Raw genomic sequence first — 15364 nt, 5'->3', positions numbered from 1 at the left:
AACGTTTAAGATGGCAAATAAAACAACTAGCCTAAGCCAAGATCAGGCGCTTGATTTACACCTACAAGAAAATGGTGTAGAAACTCAAAAAATCCTCAATCATCCCGTTGGATTATTTGTGCTCTTTTTCACTGAAATGTGGGAGAGATTTAGTTATTACGGCATGCGAGCTTTGCTTGTGCTTTTTTTGGTTAGCGAAGCAAGTAAAGATGGTTGGAACTGGACTAGACCAGACGCATTAAAGTTATATGCTTGGTATACTGGATTAGTTTATTTTACGCCAATTATTGGTGGTTTAATAGCCGATCGATTAACAGGATATAGAAAAGCTGTTGTTATAGGTGGTCTGATTATGACCTTAGGGCATGCTTCGATGGCTTTAGAAGGTTTTAACATGAACTTTTTCTACATGGGATTATTTCTTTTAATTACAGGAAATGGTTTATTCAAACCAAATATCTCTTCAATTGTAGGTCAGTTATATCCATCAATTAGCGACAAAAAAGATTCTGCTTATGCGATATTTTATATGGGTATTAATTCAGGAGCATTTTTAGGAATTTTAATGTGCGGTTATGTAGGTGAAACTCAAGGATGGCATTGGGGATTTGGATTAGCGGGTATATTTATGTTCTTTGGTACACTACAATTTTATTTTGCAGAAAAGATATTTGGTGTATTAGGTAAAAAAATTGTTAAAGCTGAAGTGGTTGTTGCAAATGAAGATACATCTGTAGATAGTGCAAAAGCAAAAACCATTGAAAAACAAAGATTATGGGTAATTGGTGTATTCTCTATTTTTACCATTTTCTTTTGGATGGTATTTGAACAAGCGGGTGGTTCGATGACTATTTTCGCTAAAGATTATACCCTTCGTGATTTAACAGGTTCTTCGGGCACGGCATTTAGGTGGATAGATTCGATCTTAACAATATTTCCATTAATAGCTGTAACAGTTGTTTTAATAGCACTTGCTAAGCAGATATTCAAAAAATATCCTGTAACTATACTTTTCACTGCATTGAGTTTTATTATTATTTGGTGCTTAGGAATTTGGAAAGTACAGAATGTATTTTCAGCAGCTAATACTGAAGTACCAGCATCGTGGTTTGGAATTTTAAACTCTTTCTTTATTGTTGCATTGGCACCATTTTTCTCTAAAATATGGGAAAGTAAATTCAATCCAAGTGGTCCTGCTAAATTTGGAATGGGGTTAATTTTCGTTGGTATTGGTTTTGCCGGACTAGCTTACGGCGGAATGGACATTGCTCCTGGTGCTAAAGTTGCACAAGTAAGTATGTTTTGGTTGATATTTGCTTATTTCTTCCATACCGTGGGCGAATTATGTGTATCTCCAGTTGGATTATCTTATGTGAGTAAATTAGCTCCTGCAAAATTGGTTGGTTTAATGTTTGGCGTGTGGTTCATCTGTACATTTGCTGGAAACACTTTAGCAGGATTAACAGGTAGTTTAATTGATTCAATCAGCGAAAAATATTCTATTTCGACGTTTTTCTTAATCTTCACTGCAATTCCAATTGTAGCAGGTTTAGTTATGTTTGCCTTAACCCCACTGTTACGTAAATGGATGCATGGTGTTCATTAATAGATTTTAACATGATTTAACTAAAAGCCCGTAAAGAAATTTCGGGCTTTTAGTTTTTAATCCCTAATTTCGCCTATCATAATAATTCTAATATAAATTAATAGTGTCCGATAGCTTAGTCATTATCCCAACGTATAACGAGAAAGAAAACATTGAAAAAATTATTCGTAAAGTTTTTTCGTTAAACTATGTATTTGATTTGTTGATTATAGATGATGGCTCTCCGGATGGAACAGCAGAAATTGTAAAAAGATTACAACTAGAATTTCCGAACCAACTCCATCTCGAACAACGTGCTGGTAAACTTGGCTTAGGTACAGCTTATATCCATGGTTTTAACTGGGCGCTTAAACGTGCATATCAATATGTTTTTGAGATGGACGCTGACTTTTCTCACAATCCAAAAGATCTAATCAGGTTACATGAGGCTTGTGTAAATGGTGCCGATTTAGCTATAGGTTCTAGATACGTTAAAGGCGTAAATGTGGTTAACTGGCCAATGGGTAGAGTTTTAATGTCGTATTTTGCTTCGATGTATGTGAGATTTATTACCGGAATTACCATACAAGATGCCACCGCAGGATTTAAATGCTATCGTAGAAAGGTGTTGGAAACCATCCCAATGGAGAAGATTAAGTTTGTAGGCTATGCTTTCCAAATCGAAATGAAATTCACTGCAATTAAATATGGCTTTAATGTAGTCGAAGTTCCTATTATTTTTACTGATAGAACGGAAGGAACCTCGAAAATGAGCACTCGTATTTTTAGGGAAGCTTTTTTAGGAGTGATACAAATGAAAGTAAATAGTTGGTTTAGGAATTATAAACATTAGTCTGAAGGCCGAAAGTCAGAAGCTTGATGAAATTAATCTTTCAGACTTTACTGACTAAAGACTTTTTACTAATTGCTTTTATTATTTCTTATCATTTCTCCAAAATTGTATTTCTGAGCCATTGCATTTACAATCATAACAATTCGTTTAGTACGCGTAGCATCTGTTTTAGCAGTATTTAACCAATTGATAAAATAGTTTTGGTGAGATTTTGGCATTGATAAAAATTGTTGAAGCAAGGCTTCCTCATCAGCCAAACAGATTTCAAGATCATCAGGCATTTCAATTTTAAAGTCTGCATCGAAGCTTAGGGCTAATTCTACAACAGCGCCAGCTTCTTTTCGTAATTGTTTTCTTAAGGAAGTTTTTAACGCTATAATAAAATCTCCTTCACCCATCGGTAATAAACCAATTCCACTTACAGTAATGTTATCAATAGTTCCTTTTACTCTAAAACTTCTTTTCTCCTCTGGTTTAATTTGATTAGCAATAGCTTGAGGAATAAAAACATAACTCCATCCAGTTTTCTCCCCCATTGCATCGAATTTCTCTATTTCAGCTTTAAATTTTACCATGGACTAATTTAATTAGAAAACTATGGAATGAAAAGAATATTAATATATTAAAACTTCTCCTCCACTCCTAAACCAAAAAGGGCAAAATCATATTTTACGGGATCATTCGCATCAAATTCTTTAAGTTTAGCGGTAAGTTCAACAGCAGTTTGCCAATCGGTTTGTTTACGGTTAATTAAGCCTAATCGTCTGGCTACCCTATCCACATGAACATCACAAGGACAAATCAATTCTGAAGTCGGTATTGTATTCCAAATTCCGAAATCGACACCACAATCATCTTTTCTGACCATCCATCTTAAAAACATATTTAAACGTTTACATGTAGATTTCTGCAAAGGCGATGAAATGTGTTTGATTGTTCTTCCAGGAAAATCTTCTAGGCTAAAAAAGTAACTTCTAAAATGATTTAATGCCTTTTCTGCGGTGAAGTTTTCAATCGTAAATTCAGTTAGTAAACAAGCTGAAGATGACAATTCTAAATCAGCTTTGCTCATTTCTGGCAAATAATCCGGATTAATATTTTGTTGCGGTAAAAAGGCGGTTTCTAAGCTATTCGATTTTGAATAATGATGTTTAAAAAATGAAACGAAATACAATAAATCTGTATCGTTAAAGGTGCGATGTTTAAAGCCTAGCAGTCCTTTTAAATCCTTATCGCTATGGTTTAACATAAACTGATACGGTTGATTACCCATCCTTAAGAAAAGCTCATTACACTTATTGATGATTGTTTTTCGTTGGCCCCAAGCTAAAATTGCCGCAAAGAATGCGGCAATTTCAATGTCTTGTTTGTTAGCGTATTGGTGTGGAATAGAAATCGGATCATTTGCAATAAAGTTTGGTCTGTTATATTGATCAACCTTAAAATCTAAAAAATCCTTTAATTCTAAAAACTCCATTTTAATGTTCAATAGATTATTAGTTCATTAGCGCATTGGTTCAAACATCATATAAATGAATAAACGACACAAATGAACAATTTAGGCTAGTGCTTGCTCTAAATCTGCTAATAAATCATCAATATCCTCTACTCCTACACTTAAACGCAATAAATTGTCAGTTACACCAACTTTTTCACGTTCTTCTTTCGGTATCGAACCATGTGTCATACTTACTGGATGATTAATTAGGGATTCTACTCCGCCTAAAGATTCTGCCAATGAGAATACTTTAAATCTAGATGCTACTCTAAATGTTTCTTTTAAATCTGCGCCTTTAAGTGTGATAGAAACCATTCCGCCAAAGCCACGCATTTGTTTTTTCGCAATATCATGATTAGGATGATCTTCAAAGCCTGGCCAATAGATTTTATCAATTTTCGGGTGTTTTTTCAGGTAATGCGCTATTTTCTCTCCATTTTCACAATGTGCTTTCATACGCAAATGCAAAGTTTTAATTCCTCTTAGCACCAAAAAGGCATCTTGTGGTCCCGGAGTTGCGCCACACGCATTGTATACGAAGAATAAATCTTTGTACAATTGTTCGTTATTGGTTAATAATGCACCCATCACTACATCAGAGTGGCCGCCAATGTATTTTGTAACAGAATGCATTACGATATCTGCACCTAAATCTATTGGGTTTTGCAAATATGGAGAGGCAAAAGTATTATCAACTGTTAATAAAATATTGTGCTTTTTAGTGATTTTAGCTACACCTTCTATATCAATAATACGCATTGTTGGATTGGTAGGTGTTTCTATCCAAACCAATTTGGTATTTTCGGTAATATAAGGTGTGATGTTTTCTGGTTTAGATAAATCTAGAAAATGAAATTTAATACCATATTTCTCATAAACTTTAGTGAAAATTCGGTAAGACCCACCGTATAAGTCATTTCCTGTAATTACTTCATCACCAGGCTTTAATAAACGTAATACAGCATCGGTTGCACCCATTCCGCTGCTAAATGCTAATCCAAATTTACAATTTTCAAGTGCAGCTAAACAATCTTCTAAAGCCTTACGTGTTGGGTTTGTTCCTCTAGAATATTCGTAGCCCTTATGCTCTCCTGGCGATTTTTGCCAGTAAGTAGAAGTTTGATAAATTGGTGTCATTACCGCACCAGTTGTTGGATCTGGTTCTTGACCAGCATGGATAGCTTTTGTTGCAAATTTCATCTCTTTTCTATTTTATTAAGATGGATCTAGAAGATTTAAATATTTTATCTTGTAGCTCCGTACTTATTGATTATTATTTTGCTGTATTTCTGAATTGAATAAATAACCTAAACGTTTACCTGTTGGATATCCACTTGCTGCAACTATAGATTGTTTCTGATGAAGCGTAACATCTTTAACCTGCGCAAAAGGAGGAATCAATAAATCAGTATTGATGCATAAAAGTATTGCCCGTTCTAAAATATCATTCAGTTTTTCTTCTGTAACTATATTTGTGGCTAAATCATCATATAAGAAACCTAAGGCTCCCTCTCCTTCTACAACAAAATGTTTTTCTTTATTAATTAAAACTCTGGCAATTAAAGACCCCTCATCAGATAATCGATTATATTTAATAGAATCTGCTAAAAAATTATGAATATATATTACACTGCAATAACTTAAATCTTCATTAGCTTTAACGTATGGGCTTTGTAAAATAGAATGACCAGCACCAAAATTGAAAACATTACTGTGCATGGAAATCATCAATACATCACCAGAAAATTTTAAATGCGATTCGAATTGATTAATTTCTTTATAGCTCACTTCAACCGAAGGATCCTTTATCGTGTAATCTTGATATAATTTAGCAGCAAGCTTTGAAAGTACAGTTTTCATTTGTCCAAACACTTCAGATGAACTTCTGTATATCGCTTGCTTTAAAGAAGCTTTACGCTTTAATTTTTCTAAAATTTCTTGATAATTGTCTTCCATTTATTTCGCAAAAAGATGATTAATATGCTCTAGCAAACAAAACTCTTTGCGTAGATGGCTTACCAGTTAAGATACAAACACCGGCTTCTTGTTTATTGTTTAAAGGAATACACCTTATCGTTGCTTTAGTTTCTTCTTTAATTTGCTTCTCTGTTTCTGCAGTTCCATCCCAATGAGCAGAAATAAAACCTGTTTTACCATCTAGCAATTCTTTAAACTCTTGATAAGAATTTGCTTCTGTTATATGTTCTTCTCTAAACTGATGCGCTCTATTGTAAATATTTTCTTGAATTTCCTCTAATAAATTGGCAATGTAAAAATCTAATCCTTCTTGTGGTACAGTAAATTTTTCTTTTGTATCTCTTCTTGCCAATTCAACTGTACCATTTTCCATATCTCTGCCACCAATTGCTAAACGAATTGGAACTCCTTTTAGCTCGTATTCTGCAAACTTAAATCCTGGGCGTTGACTATCTCTGCTATCGTATTTTACAGAAATCCCTAATCCTTTTAATTTTAGTGTAAGCTCATCAACAAATGCTGATATTTTAGTTAAATCTTCTTCTCCTTTATAAATAGGGACAATGACTACTTGAATTGGTGCCAATTTTGGAGGCAACACTAAACCAGCATCGTCACTATGAGCCATTATCAGAGCTCCCATTAAACGTGTTGAAACACCCCATGATGTGGCCCAAACGTGCTCTAATTTCCCTTCTTTATTGGTAAACTTCACATCAAATGCCTTTGCAAAATTTTGTCCTAAAAAGTGCGAAGTTCCTGCCTGCAATGCTTTTCCATCTTGCATCAAAGCTTCGATACAATAGGTATCTAATGCACCAGCAAAACGCTCTGTTGGTGTTTTCTTCCCCTTTACAACAGGAACAGCCATCCAGTTTTCTGCAAAATCTGCATATACATCTAACATTCGTTCTGTTTCCTCAATCGCTTCTTGGGAAGTTGCATGTGCGGTATGTCCTTCTTGCCATAAAAACTCAGTTGTTCGTAAAAATAATCGAGTTCTCATTTCCCAACGCACCACATTTGCCCATTGATTAATTAACAAAGGTAAATCACGATAAGACTCTATCCAGCCCCTATAGGTATTCCAAATAATAGTTTCAGAAGTTGGACGAACGATTAATTCTTCTTCTAGTTTTGCAGTTTCATCTACAATGATATTACCATTACCATCATTTTTTAGACGATAATGAGTTACTACTGCACATTCGGTTGCAAAGCCTTCTACGTGTGCTGCTTCTTTAGAAAAATATGACTTAGGAATAAATAAGGGAAAGTAAGCATTACTATGACCAGTATCTTTAAATTTTTGATCTAAAACTGCCTGCATTTTCTCCCAAATAGAATAACCATATGGCTTAATTACCATACATCCTTTAACAGATGAATGCTCTGCTAAATCTGCTTTTATAACAATATCGTTATACCACTGAGAATAATCGTCATTTTTGCTTGTAATACCTTTACTCATAACTATTTGGAACGTTTTTTGTGTTAAATTTCTTGTAATATCGTTTACAAAGCTATAAATTTATAGCTACAATTTGATTGCACACACAAACAAAACACACATAACATGAACTAAGCCCTTTAGGCTAACTCCATGTGACAATTGAAACCATAAATACACACACATGAAACCTAATCATTTACTCACCAGTATGCTCGCAGTAACTGCTTTGTTGGTTACCTCCTGCTCTACTCCTAAGTTGGCGCAGAATAATGCCATTCAGGATGATGTGTACAACACAACTGCACAAGCTAAAGAATATAAAGCTTCTGAACCAGTTCAAGCTACACAAACAACTAATTCTACAAGTGATTATTATGGTAAAACAGATCCGTATTACGACATGGATTATTCTTCTCGTATAGACAGATTTTATTACGGTAATCCTTATAGACCATATTACGATCCATATTACAATTATTACGGCTACAGTTCTTATTATAGCCCTTATGGCTATTATGGTGGCGGTTATTATGGTTATAATAATTGGTATAGCCAATATTATTACAGCTATTTTGGTAGTCCATATTATAATCCATATTGGGGCATTTATTCAAACTATAACTACTATGGAACAGGATACTATGGTGGTTATTACGGGGGTAGTTACGGTGGTGGCTACTACGCAGGTAGAAACTACAATAGTCCAAATTATGGCGCAAGACCAAGCAGAGGAAGTGAAAATGGCGTGGGCAGAAATGGAAGTGGTTATTATGGTGGAAATCAAGTTGGCCCACCTACTAGAGCAAATAGTGGAAACAATACTACCGTTACAAGAAGCAGAGCCGAAATGTATAATCCAACAAATAATGGAAATACTACTCGTCCAAATAGCACTAGTGATAGTAGACCTACTAGAAGTACTGAATCTTCATCTAGACCAACAAGGACTAGTGAGGCATCTTCAAGACCTGCACCTACTTATAACCCTCCCCCACAACAGAGTTCACCACCTCCAGCAAGTAGTGCTGGTAGATCTGAAAGTTCTGGCGGTGGAAGCAGTGGTGGTGGTAGACCAACAAGAGGTGGTGGTAGATAATCTAAATTAACTGAACACATGAAAAAATTTATGACAATGCTAGTGGTAGCTATAGTAGTTACCACAAGCAATATATATGCTCAATATGCGAGCGATGCTCTTCGTTTTTCTCAAACTAATTATGGAAGTACTACTCGTTTTAAAGCAATGGGTAATGCTCAAATTGGTGTTGGGGGAGATATAAGTTCTTTAGGTGGAAACCCTGCGGGATTAGGTTTATTTACAAAATCTGAGTTTAGTTTAACACCAGAATTCAATCAAACTGGTATAAATGCAAATTACCTCGGCCAAAATACAAATACAGATAAAAGCGAATTAAATGTAAATCAAATTGGTGCCGTATTTTTTACGCCTTTATATAAACAAAAAGGAGAGGATACAAAAAAAGGATTAATAAGTGCAGTTTTTGGTCTGGGATATAATAGAACTAACGATTATAGCGGAGAGATAAACTACGGGGGATCTAATAATAAAAATTCAATAGCTGACTATTTTGCCGAACTTGGCGGAAGTACATCTCCTAATAATTTGGCATCAGGAGGTTTAGAAACAATGGCTTATAATAATTATTTGATAAGTTATGATAATGTTGCAAATAATTACTACCCTGAAACCTTTGCAGATAATGCACAAAGTAATGCACAGCGTAAAAATGAAATAAGAAGCGGTTCTGTATCTGAGTTTAATTTTTCAGGAGCTGCTAATGTTTCAAACCAATTTTACATTGGTGCTAGTATCGGTTTAGTTGATATTAAATATAACAGCGACGCCCAGTATGAAGAAAGCGGAAAAGCCAGAGAATACGATGGTACTGGAAACCTAACTGGAGCTAATATTAATTATAAATTGTTATTTAATCAAAGCCAGACTACAAAAGGTTCTGGAGTAAATGCTCGTTTAGGCGTTATATTCAGAGCGGCAGAAGGACTTAGACTGGGTGCAACAATACAAACTCCGACATGGTTTGTAATTGATGATAGCTACACTGAAGGCCTTGACAATAGAGGAACGATTAGAGGGACTACTGAAAGTAAAACCTATGATTTTACCTATAATTTACGTACACCATTAAAAGGATCTTTTGGTGCAAGTTACATCATTGGTGGTCAAGCTATTATTTCTGCTGATGTTGATTTTATTGATTATGCAAGTACTAGATTCTCAACTGACAATAGTGCCGATAATGCCTTGATTAGCAGCAATAATGCTGATGTTAGAAATAACTATAAAAGTGCAGTTAACTATAGAGTTGGAGCAGAATACAAACTTCAAAATATAAGTTTGAGAGCTGGTTATGGCTTAAATGGAAGTCCATATAAAAGTGATAGTGATGGATTCTTTGATACTAAAATGTATAGTGGTGGTTTAGGTTACCGTGTAAATAATTATTACATCGACTTAGCTTATCAAAGAGTAGAAGTTGAAAATAGCTTTAGTCCATATACATTAAATAACGGAACCGAACCAGTTGCTGCAATTAAAAACACTAAAGACAATGTTTTTCTAACTATTGGTTTAAGATTTTAAAGCATCATAATCTATAAAGAAAGCCATTTAGTATAAACTAAATGGCTTTCTTTTTGTAGATAGAACTTCTCTGTAGGTATTACAATATAAAATTATTACGCTAGATAATTCCATATAGCGGGCCACCAACTTCTGCCATTTTATCTATTTTCTTTTCAATTCCAGGATCTTTAATTAATTCTGGTGCATGATGAGGTTTTTTACGTGCGTCTATAATTAATGGCCCATTGCATCCCCAATGCTTATTTACCGTAAAATCATTAACACCATCAATGTCTGAAGCAGGATTACTTCTTGTAAAAGTTACCCAAACTAAATTGTTGACATTGGCAGCGGTAAACTCGGCATCATCACATAAAACTATTAAAGGTAAACCTGAAAGATTTTGTGATTTAAGATGTTCTTTTAAGCTAGCGATTTCTTGTTTACTTGCTATTTCATTTTCATACCTATCTCCTTGCACAGCCAAAACACCAGGAATAGCTATTTTATGATTATATTCCTCTGACAAACTAAATTCACTTGGTAATTTTTCTAGTAAATCTCTTTTTTTAGCACCAGCAGCTGCAAAAACCACTTTCGAACCTGAGTTCAATCCATCTCCAGAATAATCTAAAGTATCAATAGTGGTATTGGTGTGAAAATGTAAATCTTTAGTTAAATCAATTCTTTCCAGCATATGCTGAAGAAAAAGTGCAATATTATTTGTGCTTAGTCTTTCATCATCTTCCCTTGCAGCAATAAATAAATACTTTGCCAAACTCAATTGATTTTTACCTAAGATATGATTGGCGATAGTTAAGATTTCTTGTGGTTTGCGTTCCTTTAAATAAGGCGTGTAACGCTCACTTCCTATTGCAAACAATAATGGATGCACGCCCGCCGCATCAACTGCATTTACTTCTTTTAATCCTGGAATTTCTTGAGGAATCGCTGAACCCGTAATCTCATGAATTAGTGCTCCAAAACTCGTATCTTCTTGTGGTGGTCGACCAACTACAGTGAAGCTCCAAATTGCATCTTTTTTATGGTACACATTGCTCACTTTCATTAATGGAAAAGGATGTGTTAAACTATAATAGCCTAAGTGATCTCCAAATGGGCCTTCTGGTTTATTTTCTTGAGGATAAACTGTACCGGTAATTACAAAATCAGCATCGGCTGAAATACAAAAACCTTCCTCATCATAAAAATAGCGAAAGCGTCTGTTCCCTAATGCACCTGCAAAAGTAAGCTCTGATAATCCCTCTGGTAAAGGCATAACAGCAGCTAGTGGATGAGAAGGTGGTCCACCAACAAATACACTCACTTTTAAGGGTTGTCCTTTGGCATTTGCTTTGGTTTGATGCACACCAATGCCTCTATGTATTTGATAATGCAAACCAATTTCTTTATCAACTATATACTCATTACCAGCTAATTGAATACGGTACATCCCTAAATTCCCATGCATTACCCCAGGTTGATCTATATCTTCAGTAAATACCTGAGGCATAGTGATAAACGGACCACCATCCATTGGCCAATTTACAATTTGAGGCAAAGCTGATATGGTAGTTTTTTGAAATGCGCTTTTAAATAATGATTGTTTTAGGGGCAGCGCCGATAACGCTGTTAAAGCCGAACCAGCTGACTTAACTGGATTTTTTAACGCTTTAATTGGGTCAGAACGCAAAGCAACTAGCTGTTCTACTTTTGGCAAACTATCTCTAAACATAAATTTTGAGCGTTCCAAAGTTCCAAAGAGATTTGAAACTGCTGGAAATTTGCTTCCTTTTACATTCTCGAACAGCAGTGCTGGGCCCTGATTTTCGTTTACACGTAAATGAATCGCAGCCATTTCTAAATATGGATCTACCTCTTCTTTAATTCGAATTAAATGGCCGTTTTTTTCAAGATCTGCAACGCATTCGGCTAAATTTTTGTAACCCATGCCCAAAGATAAATATTAGTGTGTTCTTAATACAAAAAAGCCACAGATTTGGAGATTTAAATCTACACATCTATGGCCTATTAAATTTTAATTGATTACTTCTTTCCTAAGAAAGAGCGCAACATCCAAGTTGTTTTCTCTTTAAATTGCATAAAGCGGTTTACCATATCATTACTACCATCGTCACCAGCTTTATCTGTTGCCTCTAGTAAATCTCTTTCCAACTCAATCAATTTCGACATATCGTCTATTATAGTTTCAACCATCGTCATATCGGCCATGCCTATTGTGTTCACTTCTTTAATTTTCGATTCTTTTATGTAATCTGAAAAACGACTGTGTGGTGGTTTCCCTAAAGTTAATACTCGTTCTGCAATTTCATCAATTGTAAGTTGGGCGTTTGTATATAACTCTTCAAATTTGATATGCAAGGTAAAAAAGTTTTGCCCTTTTACATTCCAGTGGCAGCCTCTTAATTTTTGATAATGTATATGATAATTGGCTAAATAATCATTTAACATATCTACAACAGGTTTTACTTCTTTTTCATTTAAACTAATTTCTTTTGCGTCCATGGTATTTTTATTTTTAGCGTTTTTTGTTTGTGTATCAACAACAATGTGTGTTAAGATTGGTTTGTTAAATTTAAGTTTTTTAAACAATAGATATGTCATAATATCGTTTTACATACGTTAATAACGTAAAATATATTATTCGTATAATTGTCGTTCCAAATATTTCAAGAAATTAATGCATAAAATATATATACTCTTACTGGCCACTTTTTCGCTCAGCATTTCTATTTCATACGCAAACAACAAAGTAGATTCTATTGGAGTTGAAAACAATAACGGAAAAAAATTAATTATCCATAAAGTAGAAGCTAAAGAAACTTATTATTCCATAGCTAGAAAATACAGTGTTAATTATAAAGATATAATGACTTATAATGACAATAAGTTTTTGCAAATTGGAGTAATTTTAAAAGTTCCAACCAACATTGCATTTACTGCAGTTGCTACTCCTACTCTAACAGATAACACAGCCATCACTGAGCATATTGTAAAAGCAAAAGATAATTTAAATATGCTTGCAGAAAAATATGGAACAACCGTAAATGAAATTAAGCGAGTGAATAATTTGACTTCAATTAATCTTCAAATTGGTCAAGTTTTAAAAATTCCTGCAAATGGAAATTCTGCTGTGCAAGAAACTTCAGTTGTGGCTAATCCTGTTGTTCATAAACCTGCTTTGGCTAGTGTCGATAATTCAGCAACTGTAGAACATGCTGTTAAACCAAAGGAAAATTTGAATCTATTAGCAGAAAAATATGGAACAACAGTTGAAGAAATTAAACGTTTAAATGGACTTTCTTCAAGCAATTTACAAATTGGACAAGTTTTAAAAATTCCATCGGCTTCTGCCAATACTACAGAAACAGTAGCTGAAAAAGCAATTCCTACTCCAACACCTAAAAATTATCAAAAACCAGTTAATGAAACTGTAACGCCTAATAATAATGTAACCGGTGGTTTTGAGCACACCGTTATTACTGGTGAAACAATTTACACGATTGCTAAAAAATATGGGCTAACCACATACCAACTTAAATCTCTTAACAATTTGACATCTAACGAATTAATCGTTGGTCAAAAGTTAAAGATTATTGGTGCTAAACAAGCAATAAGTGAAACTTCAGAAGATGAAAATACTGGAGAAAATACGAATACAATAAAAGATCCTTCTTTAAAATATGCACCAAGTAGATACGGACTTACTCAAATTGAAGAAAAAGGTACTGCCGTTTGGATATCAGATCAGGATTTAGATCCTACTAAAATGCTTATTCTACACCGCACAGCTCCAATTGGCACTATTGTTAAAATAACTAACCCAATGAGCAACCGATCAACTTTTGCAAAGGTTGTTGGTAAATTTACAGAGAATGAATCGACAAAAGATGTTATCATTGTAATGACAAAAGCAGTAGCAGATGCTGTTGGTGCTTTAGATAAACGCTTTTTTTGTAATATAACGTACGGTGCTCAGGAAAATGAACAATAAAACTCCATTAATTATCGGTATTGCAGGTGGCAGCGGTTCTGGTAAAACATTTTTTCTAAATAGTTTTTTACATCATTTTAAGAATGATGAGGTCACACTTTTATCGCAGGATGATTATTACATCCCAGCCGGAGAAATGACTCAAGAAGAAAATAAATTGTACAATTTTGATTTGCCTTCTACTATTGATGATGAGCAATTTTTAATCGACATCAAGAAATTAATTAAAGGAGATGTGGTTTATAAGAAAGAGTATAATTTTAACAATCCATTGGCAGTAGTAAAGATTTTAGAAATAAATCCTGCACCAATTCTTATTGTAGAAGGCCTTTTCATTCTTCATTTTAAAGCAATAGCTGATTTATTAGATCTTCGCATATTTATAGAAGCTGATGAAAAAGTAGCTTTAGAACGCCGTATCAAACGCGATGGCATGGAACGCGGTTATCCGGAAGATGATGTTCTTTACAAATGGAATAATCACGTTGTACCAGCCTACAATGAATTTTTATTGCCTTATCGAGAAAATTGCAATAAAATAGTTATCAATAACAACGATACCCCTGATGACATTATCAGAATTACTGAGGAAATTTCTGATGAATTAAAAGCGAAGTTTTGTAAGTAAGATCTTATCACCGAAATAAAAAAAAGGATTTCTTTTATTAATTAGAAATCCTTTTTTTATTAGAGTGAAATTTATTCAATATTCATTTCGGGCACATTATCGTCGGCATACAATTTGCCCAATGTTGCATTTCTTATAAAATCTACGCTTACCCCAGGCGCTCTCTCAATCAATTTAAAGCCACCTTCTGGTAAAATATCGAGCACAGCTAACTCCGTAACTACCTTCTTAATACATTTTATTCCTGTTAAAGGCAGTGTACAATTTGGCAGTAATTTACTCTCCCCTGCCTTGTTTACATGCTGCATAGCTACAATAATATTTTTGGCAGAAGCTACTAAATCCATAGCGCCGCCCATGCCTTTAACCATTTTACCTGGTATTTTCCAATTGGCGATATCTCCGTTTTCAGAAACTTCCATTGCACCTAAAATTGTTAAATCTATTTTTTGAGCTCTAATCATTCCAAAACTCATTGCAGAATCAAAAATTGAAGATCCTGGTAAAGTTGTAATGGTTTGCTTCCCTGCATTTATTAAATCTGGGTCTTCCTCTCCTTCAAAAGGAAATGGTCCCATGCCTAGTAACCCATTTTCTGATTGTAAGACGATATTAATTTCATTTGGAATATAATTAGCCACCAGTGTTGGAATGCCAATGCCCAAATTCACATAATAACCATCTTTTATTTCTTTTGCGATACGTTTCGCAATTCCGTTTTTATCAAGCATTTTTTTGAGGAATTAAATT

At 34.3% G+C, this 15364-nt stretch carries 14 protein-coding genes; 6 read left to right on the top strand and 8 right to left on the bottom strand.

What is annotated here, in order from left to right; translation table 11 throughout:
* The first annotated feature begins 10 nt into the window (after positions 1–10).
* Positions 11–1606, top strand: a complete 1596-nt coding sequence (locus HQN85_RS02405; protein WP_173268752.1) for a peptide MFS transporter — start codon at positions 11–13, stop codon at positions 1604–1606.
* A 103-nt stretch (positions 1607–1709) separates the two neighbouring features.
* On the top strand, positions 1710–2438 hold the full coding sequence (locus HQN85_RS02400; RefSeq protein WP_173268751.1) for a polyprenol monophosphomannose synthase: 729 nt from the start codon (positions 1710–1712) through the stop codon (positions 2436–2438).
* Positions 2439–2506: 68 nt separating this feature from the next.
* Here HQN85_RS02400 and HQN85_RS02395 read toward each other — a convergent pair whose 3' ends face one another.
* From HQN85_RS02395 to proS, 5 genes are all read right to left on the bottom strand, one after another.
* On the bottom strand, positions 2507–3013 hold the full coding sequence (locus HQN85_RS02395) for a YdeI/OmpD-associated family protein (protein ID WP_173268750.1): 507 nt from the start codon (positions 3011–3013) through the stop codon (positions 2507–2509).
* A gap of 47 nt (positions 3014–3060) precedes the next feature.
* Positions 3061–3915: a TIGR02757 family protein gene (locus HQN85_RS02390; RefSeq protein ID WP_173268749.1), complete on the bottom strand. Its 855-nt coding sequence runs from the start codon at positions 3913–3915 to the stop codon at positions 3061–3063.
* 81 nt (positions 3916–3996) lie between these two features.
* Positions 3997–5136 (bottom strand): cystathionine gamma-synthase, encoded by a 1140-nt coding sequence (locus tag HQN85_RS02385; RefSeq protein ID WP_173268748.1) that lies wholly within the window; start codon positions 5134–5136, stop codon positions 3997–3999.
* Positions 5137–5199: 63 nt separating this feature from the next.
* A complete protein-coding gene (locus HQN85_RS02380) occupies positions 5200–5892 on the bottom strand; it encodes a hypothetical protein (RefSeq protein ID WP_173268747.1) in 693 nt (230 codons plus the stop codon).
* A gap of 19 nt (positions 5893–5911) precedes the next feature.
* Entirely contained in the window at positions 5912–7384 is a 1473-nt protein-coding gene (gene proS / locus HQN85_RS02375; protein WP_173268746.1) for a proline--tRNA ligase, read from the bottom strand.
* Positions 7385–7547: 163 nt separating this feature from the next.
* Between proS and HQN85_RS02370 the strand changes: the two genes are divergently transcribed.
* Both HQN85_RS02370 and HQN85_RS02365 read left to right on the top strand, forming a co-directional pair.
* Positions 7548–8462: a hypothetical protein gene (locus tag HQN85_RS02370; protein ID WP_173268745.1), complete on the top strand. Its 915-nt coding sequence runs from the start codon at positions 7548–7550 to the stop codon at positions 8460–8462.
* An 18-nt stretch (positions 8463–8480) separates the two neighbouring features.
* A complete protein-coding gene (locus tag HQN85_RS02365) occupies positions 8481–9989 on the top strand; it encodes an OmpP1/FadL family transporter (protein ID WP_173268744.1) in 1509 nt (502 codons plus the stop codon).
* Between the two features lie 100 nt (positions 9990–10089).
* On the opposite strand, the gene HQN85_RS02360 is transcribed toward HQN85_RS02365, so the two are convergent.
* Both HQN85_RS02360 and HQN85_RS02355 read right to left on the bottom strand, forming a co-directional pair.
* Positions 10090–11922 (bottom strand): UbiD family decarboxylase, encoded by a 1833-nt coding sequence (locus HQN85_RS02360; RefSeq protein ID WP_173268743.1) that lies wholly within the window; start codon positions 11920–11922, stop codon positions 10090–10092.
* A gap of 95 nt (positions 11923–12017) precedes the next feature.
* The gene (locus HQN85_RS02355) at positions 12018–12497 is read right to left on the bottom strand and encodes a Dps family protein (RefSeq protein WP_173270187.1); all 480 of its coding nucleotides are present in this window, start codon (positions 12495–12497) and stop codon (positions 12018–12020) included.
* A 175-nt stretch (positions 12498–12672) separates the two neighbouring features.
* On the opposite strand from HQN85_RS02355, the gene HQN85_RS02350 reads away from it, so the two are divergent.
* Positions 12673–13986, top strand: a complete 1314-nt coding sequence (locus HQN85_RS02350) for a LysM peptidoglycan-binding domain-containing protein (RefSeq protein WP_173268742.1) — start codon at positions 12673–12675, stop codon at positions 13984–13986.
* Positions 13976–14614 carry a uridine kinase family protein gene (locus tag HQN85_RS02345; protein ID WP_173268741.1) on the top strand — a complete coding sequence of 213 codons (639 nt, stop codon included), beginning with the start codon at positions 13976–13978 and terminating at the stop codon, positions 14612–14614. The genes HQN85_RS02350 and HQN85_RS02345 overlap by 11 nt, the downstream gene beginning before the upstream one ends.
* 71 nt (positions 14615–14685) lie before the next feature.
* Here the strand turns inward: HQN85_RS02345 and HQN85_RS02340 are convergent, their stop codons facing one another.
* On the bottom strand, positions 14686–15345 hold the full coding sequence (locus HQN85_RS02340) for a 3-oxoacid CoA-transferase subunit B (RefSeq protein ID WP_173268740.1): 660 nt from the start codon (positions 15343–15345) through the stop codon (positions 14686–14688).
* Positions 15346–15364: the final 19 nt, after the last annotated feature.

It is taken from the genome of Pedobacter boryungensis (genome assembly GCF_013204825.1).
GTDB lineage: Bacteria > Bacteroidota > Bacteroidia > Sphingobacteriales > Sphingobacteriaceae > Pedobacter > Pedobacter boryungensis.
This window is presented reverse-complemented; position numbering and strand designations above follow the sequence as displayed.